Here is an 11,859-nt window from a genome sequence, read left to right as displayed (position 1 = left end):
GTGGTGATCAGAACGTCGGGATGAAGACGCCGTTCTGCCAGACGCCCCAGTGGTTCCAGCCCTGGTCCCAGATCTGCTGTTGACCCGGGGCCCACGCCGGATCGACCGGCTTCGGCGGCGCCCAAGCCGGCGGCTCACCCGGGTTAGGTCCGGCCGGCGGCGCGGCCGGCGGGGGCGGCCCCGGCATCCACGCGGGTGGCGGTGGTGCGGGCTGCCAGGCCGGTGGCGGTGGTGCGGGCTGCCAGGCCGGTGGCGGTGGTGCGGGCTGCCAGGCCGGTGGCGGTGGTGCGGGCTGCCAGGCCGGCGGTGGCGGTGCGGGTTGCGGCGGCGGTGGCGGCGGCGGCGCCGGCTGGGCAACCGCCGTGGTGGCCAGGCCGACGGCACCTGCTGCCAACCCACCGGCTAGTGCGGCACTCATCGCTAGCTTGCGCAACGTCATACCAAAGAACTCCAATCCAACTCTCGACGAACTTCTTCGAGCAACGTGTCGGGTATCCCGCCGATCGCGCACCAAAACGATCCCGCCCGCAATCGCGCCTGGCGCGCCCGACCGGACCCCTGGTCGGCAGTACGATCGCGACTTGACAGACGGCCGATCAACACGGGGTGAGGTGAATGCCGAACGCGTTTCCCGACACCGCCACGCTCCGCGAAGTGCTGGAGCTCGCGGCGTGGGCCCCGTCGCCGCAGAACTCGCAGCCGTGGCACTGGCAGGTCGACCCCGCCGGATTGCATCTCGACCCGGATTGGACTCGACGGCTCGGCGACACCGAATCCGACCGCCGCGACGTGCTGCTGTCGTGCGGTGCCGTGCTGAACCACTGCGCGGTCGCGCTGGCGGGGGCCGGCTGGCAACCCCGGATACGCCGGTTCCGCGATGGGCACCTGGCGTCGTTCGAGGTGATCGAACGCCGCCCCGCAGACGCCGACCTCGAACTGGCGGCCCGAATCGCACGGCGCAGATCGGATCGGCGGGACTACGGCTCCGCCCCGCTTCCGGCGACGACCCTCGAACTCCTCCTCGTTCGTGCGGCGCGGTTCGGGGTACAGCTGAGCGTCGTGCCGAGGATTCATTGGAACCGGTTGTCCGACAGCCGCATTGCGCTGGGCTACCCCCCGTCCGCTCGCGGCGGGGAGCACTCGAGCACTGGTGACGGCACGCTGCTCGTGCTGGCCACCGACACCGACGGCGAGCGCGACCGACTGCGCGCGGGGGAGGCGATGAGCCACCTCTTGCTCTCGGCCACCGCGCTCGGCCTGGCGTCCTGCCCCGTCACCGAGCCGCTGCAAGGTTCGCGTGACCGGCTCGCGCTCGCGTGCGAGGTCTTCGACGGCGAGGCCGTCCCGCAGGTGCTGATCCGGCTCGGTCCGGCGCCGGATGGTGCGAACGACCTGCCCGTTCAGTCGCGCCGCGGGGTGGCCGAAACCACGACGTGGGTGTGAGAACCCGTGGGAAGCGGCGCTGCCGGTCGCGGGGCCCGTCAGGAAGGTCTGGCCGATCGGTGACGAATCTTGCCGATCGCGATCCCGCTGTTTCTTAACGGGTGTCGAGTTTCTATCGTTGCTGGCATGAGCAATGACGCTGATGCCGGTCGGGTCGCTGAGCTGGCCCGGGACGTCGTCGCCGAGCACGATCCGCAGAAGGTGCCCGTTCAGGAGTTCCTCGGCGCCTGTTACGACGCCGGCCTGTCGTGGGTGCACTTCCCGGAGGGACTCGGCGGGCTCGGCGTGTCCCGAGGGCTGCAGGCCGTCGCCGACCGCGTCCTGCAGGGCGCCGGCGGGCCCGTGCCACTCGGGCTGAACCCGATGGGCTACGGCATGGCGGCGCCGACCATCCGCGAGCACGCGCAGACCGAGGAGGTGAAGCGGCAGTGGCTGCGGCCGTTGGCCACCACCGAGGACCTGTGGTGCCAGCTGTTCTCCGAGCCGGGGGCGGGCTCCGACCTGGCCGGGCTGGCCACGACCGCCAAAAGGGACGGCGACGACTGGGTCGTCAACGGGCAGAAGGTCTGGACGAGCCTGGCGCACCGGGCGCGATGGGGGCTGCTGCTGGCACGCACCGATCCCGACGTGCCCAAGCACAAGGGCCTGACCTACTTCGTCGTCGACATGCACGGCGCCGGGGTCGAGACCAAGCCGCTGCGCCAGATGACCGGGCAGGCGGAGTTCAACGAGGTGTATTTCACCGACGCGCGCATCCCGGATATGCACCGCCTCGGCGAAGTCGGCAACGGGTGGAACGTCGCGATGACCACGCTGATGAACGAACGCACCGCGCTCGGTGGCAGCGGCAGCCGTCGTGGCGCGGGGACCATCGCCGACGCGACCGGGCTGTGGGCGTCGCGGCCCGAGCGCCGTACGCCCGTGCTGCGCGACCGGCTGACACAGCTGTGGCTGCGCTCGGAGGCCCAACGGCTCACCTCCGAACGGTCGCGCGCCGCCGCGACGGTCGGCGGGCCGGGTCCGGAGGGCTCGATCGGCAAGCTGGTCGGCGCCGAGCTGAACCAGCTAATCTACCAGTGGTGCATGGATTTCCTTGGGCCCGAAGGCATTCTGTACCACAGTTACCAGCAGGGGGCCGCCACCGGCGACCGGGACTGGCAGGGCCCCATTCAGCAGCGGTATCTGCGCAGCCGGGCCAACACCATCGAAGGCGGTACCTCGGAAGTGATGCGCAACATCCTGGGCGAACGGATTCTCGGTCTGCCCGGAGACCTGCGCGCCGATGCCGGCATGCCATGGAAGGAGATCCCGCGTGGCTGAGGAGCTTGCGGATCAGCCCAACCGTCGAGCTGAGGAGCTTGCGGATCAGCCCAACCGTCGAGCTGAGGAGCTTGCTGAGTTCACGTTCACCGACGAGCAGGGCCAATTGCGCGATGCGGTGCGCAAATTCGCCGCCGAGCACTTCGCGGAAGACAAGGTCCGCGGACTCATGGAGTCCGACCCGCCGTTCGACCCGAAGGTCTGGGAGCGGCTCGGCGGTGAGCTGGGAGTGTTGGGCCTGTCGGTGCCCGAAGCCGACGGCGGCGTCGGCGGCACGCTGGTCGATCAGGCCGTCGCCATCGAGGAGCTGGGGGCGCGGTTGGCATGCGGCCCGTTGTTCGGCACGGTCTACCTGGCGATCCCCGCCCTGGTCGCCGCTGCGTCCGGCGCTGCGCGCGACGAGTTGCTCACCGACCTGGTGGAGGGACGACGCACCGCGGCCGTCGCGGTGACCGACCATGCCGGTGTCTTCGACGCCGATGCAGTCACCGTGACAGCGAGCGCAGATGCGCTGTCGGGCAAGGTGACCCAGGTCGTCGACGGCGGCATCGTCGAGGTGCTCCTGGTCGCGGCCCGCGGCGACGACGGTGTTGCGTTGTACGCCGTTGACGCTGCGGCGAGCGGAGTTCAGCGCACGCCGCTGGCCACCCTCGACCTCACCAGGTCGGAGGCCAACGTGACGTTCTCCGACGCCCCCGCGGCGTTGATCGCCGGCCCCGACGAAACCCAACGAGTGCTCGACCACGCCTTGCGGGTCGGTGCGGCGCTGTTGGCCGTCGAGCAGGTCGGCGCCGCACAACACCTGCTCGACCTGTCGGTCGAGTACGCGAAGTCGCGGCTGCAGTTCGGCAGGCCGATCGGCTCCTTCCAGGCGGTCAAGCACCGGCTGGCGAACCTGCTCGTCGACGTCGAGCACGCCAGATCCGTTGCCTATCATGCCATCTGGGCGCTGACCGATGGCTCCGACGACCCGGCGCTTGCGACGAGCATCGCCCAAGCCGTCTGTTCGGCCGCTTCGACCCACGTCGCCAACGACACCATCCAGGTACATGGCGGGATCGGCTTCACCTGGGAACACCAGGCGCACCTGTACTACAAGCGGGCCGCCACCAACGCCGTGCTGCTGGGCAGCGCCGAACAGCACCGAGACCGGGTCGCCGCTATGGTTCTCGACAGCGCCGCGGCGGACCGGGTGCCCCGGGTGGCCGACGGCCTCACCGGCTGACCCCGGGGTTTGAGCCGCCCGGCAGTCGGCAACAAGATCAACATGGCCACGCCGAACCATCCGGAAGTCGCCCGCCCGCTACGCCGGGGTGCGTTGTTGACGTCCTTGGTCGCGCTCGGCATCGCGGCGCTGACGGGCTGTGCCGCGTTCGCCAACGACGCGACGACGACATCCACGACCGTTGCACCCACGGCTCCGCTAAAAACCGACGCTTCCTCCACGCCGAACCCGATCCCGGCGAACGACCGAATCCTGCCCATCGGAGAAGTCGCCCTGGCCGTCGATGACCGCGAGCGGCTGGGCGAGATCATCGTCGACGCCAGCGGGCGCACCCTGTATGTCTTCTCGCGCGACGGGCGCAATGATCCGACGTGTTACGGCGCGTGCGCCGATACCTGGCTGCCGGTGCTGGCCAAGAATGACCCGACGGGCGCCATCGGCATCAACGTCGCCGAGGCAGGCACCGCCGAGCGCGGCGATGGCAGCAATCAAGCGACCTACCGCGGCCAACCGCTGTATCGCTATGCGGGCGACAAGATCAACACCGATGCCAAGGGACAGGGGCTGGACCTGTTCGGCGGTGAATGGCACGTCCTGACCCAGGACGGCGTTCCGCTGGCCTGAGGTGGTTGCTCAACGCGCGTCGGCGTCGGCGAGTGCGCGCGGGTTCGCAGCGGCATACCCGGCCGGACGGTCCGCGCCGCGACGCCGTGCGACGATCAGAGCACCGATGAAGAGGCTTCCCGCGCAGAGGAATTGGGCGTTGCCGACCACGTGTAGGGCGATCACCTGCCAGGGTGGCGCCGAAGCCACATGCTCGAGAGCGGTGTGCGGCCCGACGAGGAAGACCGCGAACGCGGTTGCAAGGAGCGGCCGCCACGCCCGGTAGCGGGCGGCGAGCAGCAGGGGGACGAGCAGTATGCAGCCGACCCAGTGGTGATTGACGGCGAACGGCGCGGCCAGCAGCAGGGCCACTGCCACCACACCCAGCGAGACGACGTGCTCGCCGTTGTGCGCGAAACGGCGTGCTGCCCAATATGCCCCGGCGGCGATGGCGGCGGCCGCGGTCAGCCACAGCACATCCTTGACCGGACCCTCGACGCCCATGCGCGCCAACGGGCCGGTCAGGGCCTGGTTTCGGCTGAACTCGTGTCCGCCTGCGCGGTCGTCCCGGAAGAACTCCGTGGCCCAGAAGTAGAGCGAACTGCGTGGCAGCAGCGCGAACCCCACCGCCGCGCACACCAGGAACGTTGCGGCGGCGGTGAGAACCGCGGTCCGGTCCCGACGCGCCAACAGCACAAGGGCGTAGCCGGCAGGGGTCAACTTGATCGCAGCGGCCAGCCCGATGAACGCGCCGCGGAGCCGGCGGGGGGCGGCGCGCAGGGAGTCCGCCACCACCAGCGCCATCAGCATGATGTTGATCTGACCGAAGGCGAAGTTCGCGCGAACGGGCTCGAGCAGCAGCGCCGGACCGAGCACGAGAAGAGCCACGCGGCCTGGTTTGCCGAAGTTCAGGCGATGGAGAGCGGTGCGCAGGATCCACCAGACGGCCGCGATGTTCACCACCGCCCACAGCACCTGGAGGACATCGGCTGAGACGTGCGCCATCGGCGCGAACAGCACCGCAGCGAACGGCGGATAGATGAATCGGAAGCCCGTCGAGGTGGGGAAGTCGGCAGAGTACAACGGCGCCCCGGCCAAGAACGCTGCGCCGGCATCCCGGAACACCGCCAAGTCCAGCTGGAAATCGTCAACCGCCTGCAGCACCAACCGATACGACACCACGGCGGAGCACATGGCCGCCGCGACGTACGCGATGACGCGAATCGTTCCACCTCTTCGCATTGCAGGCAGACGCGGCATGGTCGTCGAACCCCTCCCTCCTGCTGGGGGAGCCTACGGTGCTTTGGTCATGATCGGTACGCCTTAGACCGAGGACGACGAATACCGTCAGGGCGCAGGCGCGCTCGCCCTTCGCGTCGCCGCGAGGATCGTTTCGGCGCACAGCGTCGGGTCGTCGATCATCGGGACATGGCCGACGTCGGGAAGTTCGACGTAGTGGGCGTCGGGTATTCGCCGTCTGGCCACCTCGCCGTTGATCGACGGCGGGAACAGCCGGTCCCGGGCGGACCATGCCAGCGTGATCGGACACGGTGCCGGCGTCAAGGGCTCGACCATCTCCTGTGTGCCGAGAAGGTCTGCGGCGGCGGCGCATTCGACCATGTCGCGCGCTGCCTCCGCCGCCTGGTGGGGTGTCAGGTTCTCGCCGTGCACGGCCACATCGCGCATCGCCAGCCTGCGCGCGAGTGCCACCTTCATCGCCGGTGACACGACGCGACGCGTCAACCGGCTCAGTGACCTCATGCGACGGAGTGTGGCGGTGGCTCGCGTCGCGTCCGCGGCGCCCGGCGTCCAGAACCCGGCGGGCGAGAGCGCACACACGCTCAAAGCCCTTCCCCGGCGCGCGAGTTCGATCGCCATCCAGCCACCCATCGAGTTGCCCGCCAGATGCACCCGATCGAGGCCGCGGCTGTTCAGCAGTCGCTCCGTCACGTCCACCAACGCTGCGATCGATGCCCTACCCGTCAGTGCCGGACCACCGCGATGCCCCGCGGCCGTCGGGACGATGAGCTCATGAGAACCGGTCAGCAGTGGCGCCACGTCGGCCCACGCAGCCGCCGAGGACGTGACGCCGTGCAGCAGCATCAGCGGGGGTTTCGGGGGCGCGGGAACCCCATCGTCGGCCCTCACCTGGTTACCTCAGCCTCCGACGAGCGGACGGCCTGCGGTCGCCCAGGCCTTCATGCCGCCCGCAAGGTCGACCACATCGGTGTAGCCGAGGGAGTGCAGCGTCTCGGCTGCCGTCGCGCTCATGGCACCCGAGCGGCAGTAGACGGCCAGTGCCGCATCCTTGCTCGACGGCAGCCGGTGTGCCTGATCGGCGATCTGATCGAACGGGATCGACACGTCCGTGCCCGGGATGTCACCCTGGTAGGGCACGTGCACGTTGATCGTCACCCGATCGGGTTCGGCTATGGCCGAGGCGAATTCGTCAGGACCGAGCAGGCCGCTGTGCGCACCGGACGCGGTCTCGGACGGGGGCGCGGCCGGGGCGGGCCCGTCGCCGGTCGAACTGCATGCGCAGAGCAGCGCGCCGGCGACCACCGCCCAGATGACCGTCGACACGATCCTCTGCACGTTCATGACGTCGAGCGTACGGGCACGGTCGACGCCACCGTCGTCATCACCGTCGCAGCGGCACGGCAGCCTCGAACGCCGCCGCCTTGCCTGCCGACTGCCACTGCAGCCAGCGCTCCCAGCGCCGCAGGTTCGTCTGCTGCCATCGGCGGTCCACCCCCGGCGACACCCGTCGCGCCAGCTCGAGCGCGAGGATGACGGGAGATCGCAACAGCAGCAATAGGATTCCGGGCACCGCCGATGGCAGCCGGTATCGACGGCGGTTCCACGGCAGCATGTACAGCCCGAGATAGCCGGCCTGCACGCAGTAGTGGTACTCGGCGCGCAGGCGCTGCACACCGCGATGCGCCGAGGTCGGCGCGAAGGCCGGGACGAACGACTCGACGAGTTCAGAACCGCTGTCACCACTGTCGTAGCTGCGGGCGGCATCGGCCATGAACAGGATGCGCCACGCGTCGGCGACGGTCTCGGGGAAGTAGCCGTCGCAGCGCACGCCGACCAGGTGGCCGCAGTAGCGGTTGAAGTGCAGGACCGCGCGCATCTCCCGCGGCGAGGTGAGGTGGCCGAGCAGGAACAGGCCGAACGCCGGTGCGACGCTGCCGCCGAGCAGGGTCAACAGCATCGCCGACTGGCTGATCGGCAGACCCCAGCGCTGCTCGTCCCATTCCGGGTGGTGCCTGACCCGGTCGCGGACGCTGACGTGCATGATCCGTACGTGCAGGGAGATCGTGCGGGCAGGCGAACCCGGAGTGAGGAGCGCGCCGGGGCGGCACACCTCGATCCACCAGCGCGACGTCTCGAGGTAGCGGTGCAGGGCCCGCTGTCCGGCATAGCCGCCCGACAGTGACAGCGGCACCGCCAGCCAACCTTCGGTGTAGGTGTCATTGGTGCCGGCATTGCCCAGCGCGCCGAGTGCGTAGGCCCACCGCCGCCAGACGGCGGCCCCCTCGTCCACGAGCTGCGGGTCCACCCAGTCGGGCAGCTGCTCGAACTCGTTGAACAACGCCCGCATCGAATCCGGCGCTTCGGGCACGCTGTCGATGCCGTCGCGCTGCGCCCTCTCGACCAGCTCACGCGCCCTGCGGGCACCGAGTTCACCGTGATACGTCTCGGCGACGAACCGCTCCGCGACGGGATCGCCCACATTGAGACCGGCGATGAAGGCTCGCGCGACGGCGTCGGAGGGAAACAGGTCGATCCCCGTCACCCGCCTCATCCGGCGCTGCATCCGGGCGCGCCCGGCGCTCGCCTGCGGGTACCGGAATGCGGTGGGCGCACCGGGCGATCGGAGCATGGCTCTGTCCTATCTCACGGGTCCTCTCTCACGGACCCTATGTCGCGGGTGTATTCGTCGTCACAAGCGGTTACTACATGATCACGTACGCAACCGTAGGTACTGGAGCGCATGCGAGGGGGCATCGTGGCTGAGGACGACTCGATCCCGCCGCAGCGCCTGCCCAGCCACACCCACATCGCCATCGTCGGCAGCGGCTTCTCCGGCCTGGGCGCGGCAGTGCGACTTGACGAGGCCGGGCACCGCGACTTCCTGGTGCTTGAGCGCGGCGACGACGTCGGAGGCACTTGGCGCGACAACACTTACCCGGGCGCGGCGTGCGACGTGCCGTCCCACCTGTACTCGTACTCGTTTGCGCTGAACCCCGATTGGACCCGGTCGTTCTCGACCCAATCCGAGATCGAGGAGTACATCCGCGGCGTGGCCCGCGACGCGGGCGTCCTCGATCGGCACGTCTTCGGGTGTCACGTCAAACGGGCCGCCTGGCAGGAGCAACACCATCGCTGGGAATTGTCGACCAGCCACGGCACGATGACCGCCGACATCCTGATCGGGGCGTTCGGCGCCCTGGCCGAACCTTCGCTGCCCGCCATCCCCGGCATCGACGACTTCGGGGGCGAACTGTTCCATTCCGCCCAGTGGAACCACGACGCGGACCTCACCGGTAAACGGGTCGCGGTCATCGGCACCGGGGCCTCGGCCATCCAGATCGTCCCGGCGATCGCCGACAGCGTCGCCCACATCGACGTCTACCAGCGCACCGCGCCGTGGCTGCTGCCCCGCTTCGACCGCCCCTTCACCCGCGCCGAGCGGTGGGCGTTCCGCAACATCCCAGGAGTGCTGCGGTTGGCGCGGGCGGGCATCTACGCCGCACGCGAAGTGCAGGTCGTCGGCCTGGCGAAGAACCCCCGGTTCATGAAGCTGTTCGAACTGCTCTCCCGCGCGAAGATCCGCGCCGAGATCCGCGATCCCGAACTGCGGCGCAAGGTGACACCCAACTTCCGCATCGGATGCAAGCGCATGCTGATCGCCAACGACTGGTACCCGACGCTGGACCACGACCACGTCGACCTCGTCACCGACGGCATTCGCGAGATCGTCGGCCGCAGCATCGTCACCAAGGACGGCACCGTGCGGGAGGTCGACGCGATCGTCGTGGCGACCGGGTTCCACGTCACCGACTCCCCGATGTTCGAGACCATCTGCGGCAGCGACGGGCGGAGCCTGAGCCAGACCTTCACCGACAAGGGCATGCGCGCCTACAAGGGCACCACGATCGCGGGCTACCCGAACATGTTCGTCCTCGTCGGGCCGAACACCGGGCTCGGCCACACGTCGATTGTCTACATGATCGAGTCCCAGCTGAACTACATCGTCGACGCCGTCGACACCATGGTGAACCGAGGCCTCAGCCGCATCGACGTCCGCCAGGATGCACAGGACGTCTACAACGACGATATGCAGGACAAGCTCGCCGGATCGGTGTGGATGACCGGTGGCTGCGCCAGTTGGTATCTCGACGACCACGGCAACAACACCACGCTGTGGCCCGACTTCACCTTCCGGTTCCGCAAGCAGACCAGGCGTTTCGACATCGACGCCTACGAGACGGTGTCGAACCACAAAGCAGCGCTGGAACACTCGTGAGCACCTTCGACGGCAAGGTTGCGGTGGTCACCGGTGCCGGCTCGGGCATCGGGCGGGCGCTGGCCATCGGGCTGTCCCGGCGTGGCGCCCGGTTGGCAATCTCCGATGTCGACGAGGAAGGCCTGCGTGGCACGGCGGCGCGGGTCAGCGCCGTCGGCGAGGAACCGCACATCGACAAGCTCGACGTCAGTGACCGCGCCGCGGTTCGCGACCATGCAGCCGCGGTGGCCGACCGCTACGGCGTCGTCCACCAGCTCTACAACAACGCAGGCGTCGCGGGCGGTGCCGTCCCATTGGCCGAGGGCGACTACGAGACATACGAGCGCATCGTCGACATCAACCTGTGGGGTGTCATCCACGGCACCAAGGAGTTCCTGCCGCATCTCATCGCGTCCGGAGACGGGCACGTCGTCAACATCTCCAGCCTCAACGGCCTGATGGCGCAGGCATCGATGTCGGCTTACTGCACAACGAAATTCGCGGTTCGCGGATTCACCGAATCGCTGCGTGCCGAGATGCTGGCCGAGCGCCATCCGGTGCGGGTCACCGTCGTGCACCCCGGTGGCATCGCCACCAACATCGCCACCTCGGCGATGGCCGAGGCCGAGCGCGCGGGGCGGGAGATCACCGAGGAGCAGCGCCGGCGGGCGGAGGCGTACAACGACAAGCTGCTCAAGATGTCACCCGTGCGAGCCGCCGAGATCATCCTCGCCGGTGTCGCGGCCAACCGCCCACGGGTGCTGGTGGGCACCGACGCCAAAGGTGTCGACGTCCTGGTCCGACTACTGCCGCGGGCACACGCGCGGCTGGTGCTCTGGTGGGAGAAACGCACATTCGGTTGATGGAATACCCCGCCGCCGACGGGTGTTGGCAGCGCCGAGACGGCAATGAGGGGCACACATGAACTTCGGGATCTCCACCTTCGTCAACGACGACACCATCGACACGGTGTCGCTGGCACGTGCGGTCGAAGAGCGCGGCTTCGACGCGCTGGCCGTCGCCGAGCACACCCACATCCCGGCGAGCCGGGAATCGGCCTATCCGCTCGGCGGGGATCTGCCCGCGATCTACTACCGGACACTGGACCCCTTCGTGACGCTCGCCGCGGCCGCGGCGGTCACCTCCAGCATCGAGTTGATCACCGGTATCGCGCTGCTCATCCAGCGTGACCCGATCATCACCGCGAAAGAGGCCGCCAGCATCGACGTGATCTCGGGCGGGCGGTTCACCTTCGGTGTCGGCGCCGGATGGAACATCGAGGAACTACGCCACCACGGCACCGACCCGAAGACCCGCGGTGCGCTGCTGGACGAACGCATCGAGGCCGTCAAGGCGCTGTGGACGCAGGAACCCGCCGAATACCACGGCAAGTACGTCGACTTCGACCCGTCGTACTCACGTCCCAAGCCGGTGCAGCAACCGCACCCGCCCATTCTGATCGGCGGTGACTCCGATGCCACCGTCAGGCGGGTGATCCGGCACGGCGCCGGCTGGATCTCCAACCCGCTGCCGGTCGACCGGCTCGCCAAGCGCATCGACCAGATGCGCTCAGGCGCGGGCCACGACGTGCCGTTGACGACGTTCGGGACGCCGATCGACCCGGACTACTGGCGTGCGCTCGACGACCTGGGCTATGGCCAGCTGAACCTGCTGCTGCCGACCAAACCGCTCGACGACTCGCTGCGCCTGCTCGACGAGTACGCCGCCAAGGTCGCGGCGTACCGCGGCTGAG

12 protein-coding genes are annotated in these 11,859 nt (G+C 69.0%); 7 read left to right on the top strand and 5 right to left on the bottom strand.

Features of this window, described 5'->3' with window-relative positions:
* Positions 1-7 precede the first annotated feature (7 nt).
* Positions 8-439: a hypothetical protein gene (locus tag K3G64_RS08910; protein ID WP_238949213.1), complete on the bottom strand. Its 432-nt coding sequence runs from the start codon at positions 437-439 to the stop codon at positions 8-10.
* 176 nt (positions 440-615) lie between these two features.
* Here K3G64_RS08910 and K3G64_RS08905 point away from each other — a divergent pair, with 176 nt between their 5' ends.
* From K3G64_RS08905 to K3G64_RS08890, 4 genes are all read left to right on the top strand, one after another.
* The gene (locus tag K3G64_RS08905) at positions 616-1,443 is read left to right on the top strand and encodes a nitroreductase (protein ID WP_238949211.1); all 828 of its coding nucleotides are present in this window, start codon (positions 616-618) and stop codon (positions 1,441-1,443) included.
* A gap of 126 nt (positions 1,444-1,569) precedes the next feature.
* A complete protein-coding gene (locus K3G64_RS08900) occupies positions 1,570-2,763 on the top strand; it encodes an acyl-CoA dehydrogenase family protein (RefSeq protein WP_238949210.1) in 1,194 nt (397 codons plus the stop codon).
* Positions 2,756-3,988, top strand: a complete 1,233-nt coding sequence (locus K3G64_RS08895; protein WP_238949209.1) for an acyl-CoA dehydrogenase family protein — start codon at positions 2,756-2,758, stop codon at positions 3,986-3,988. Before K3G64_RS08900 ends, K3G64_RS08895 begins: the two co-directional genes overlap by 8 nt.
* A 42-nt stretch (positions 3,989-4,030) precedes the next feature.
* A complete protein-coding gene (locus K3G64_RS08890) occupies positions 4,031-4,612 on the top strand; it encodes a COG4315 family predicted lipoprotein (RefSeq protein ID WP_238949208.1) in 582 nt (193 codons plus the stop codon).
* Positions 4,613-4,621: 9 nt separating this feature from the next.
* On the opposite strand, the gene K3G64_RS08885 is transcribed toward K3G64_RS08890, so the two are convergent.
* From K3G64_RS08885 to K3G64_RS08870, 4 genes are all read right to left on the bottom strand, one after another.
* Positions 4,622-5,833 carry a glycosyltransferase 87 family protein gene (locus K3G64_RS08885; protein WP_238949207.1) on the bottom strand — a complete coding sequence of 404 codons (1,212 nt, stop codon included), beginning with the start codon at positions 5,831-5,833 and terminating at the stop codon, positions 4,622-4,624.
* A gap of 105 nt (positions 5,834-5,938) precedes the next feature.
* Positions 5,939-6,739 (bottom strand): alpha/beta fold hydrolase, encoded by an 801-nt coding sequence (locus tag K3G64_RS08880; protein WP_238949206.1) that lies wholly within the window; start codon positions 6,737-6,739, stop codon positions 5,939-5,941.
* A gap of 9 nt (positions 6,740-6,748) precedes the next feature.
* On the bottom strand, positions 6,749-7,192 hold the full coding sequence (locus K3G64_RS08875) for a rhodanese-like domain-containing protein (RefSeq protein WP_238949204.1): 444 nt from the start codon (positions 7,190-7,192) through the stop codon (positions 6,749-6,751).
* A 40-nt stretch (positions 7,193-7,232) separates the two neighbouring features.
* Positions 7,233-8,480 carry an oxygenase MpaB family protein gene (locus K3G64_RS08870; protein ID WP_238949203.1) on the bottom strand — a complete coding sequence of 416 codons (1,248 nt, stop codon included), beginning with the start codon at positions 8,478-8,480 and terminating at the stop codon, positions 7,233-7,235.
* 111 nt (positions 8,481-8,591) lie between these two features.
* Here K3G64_RS08870 and K3G64_RS08865 point away from each other — a divergent pair, with 111 nt between their 5' ends.
* From K3G64_RS08865 to K3G64_RS08855, 3 genes are read left to right on the top strand one after another with little or no spacing between them, the layout of a single operon-like run.
* Positions 8,592-10,127, top strand: a complete 1,536-nt coding sequence (locus tag K3G64_RS08865) for a flavin-containing monooxygenase (RefSeq protein ID WP_370647128.1) — start codon at positions 8,592-8,594, stop codon at positions 10,125-10,127.
* Positions 10,124-10,969, top strand: coding sequence for an SDR family NAD(P)-dependent oxidoreductase (locus tag K3G64_RS08860; RefSeq protein ID WP_238949197.1), 846 nt, complete (start codon positions 10,124-10,126; stop codon positions 10,967-10,969). The genes K3G64_RS08865 and K3G64_RS08860 overlap by 4 nt, the downstream gene beginning before the upstream one ends.
* A 58-nt stretch (positions 10,970-11,027) precedes the next feature.
* The gene (locus tag K3G64_RS08855) at positions 11,028-11,858 is read left to right on the top strand and encodes an LLM class F420-dependent oxidoreductase (protein WP_238949196.1); all 831 of its coding nucleotides are present in this window, start codon (positions 11,028-11,030) and stop codon (positions 11,856-11,858) included.
* The last annotated feature ends 1 nt before the right edge of the window (position 11,859 follow it).

Origin of the sequence: Mycobacterium sp. IDR2000157661, assembly GCF_022317005.1 — a bacterium.
Classification (GTDB): Bacteria; Actinomycetota; Actinomycetes; order Mycobacteriales; family Mycobacteriaceae; genus Mycobacterium.
Note: the sequence above shows the minus strand (reverse complement) of the source record. Positions and strands in the feature narration are given on the sequence as shown.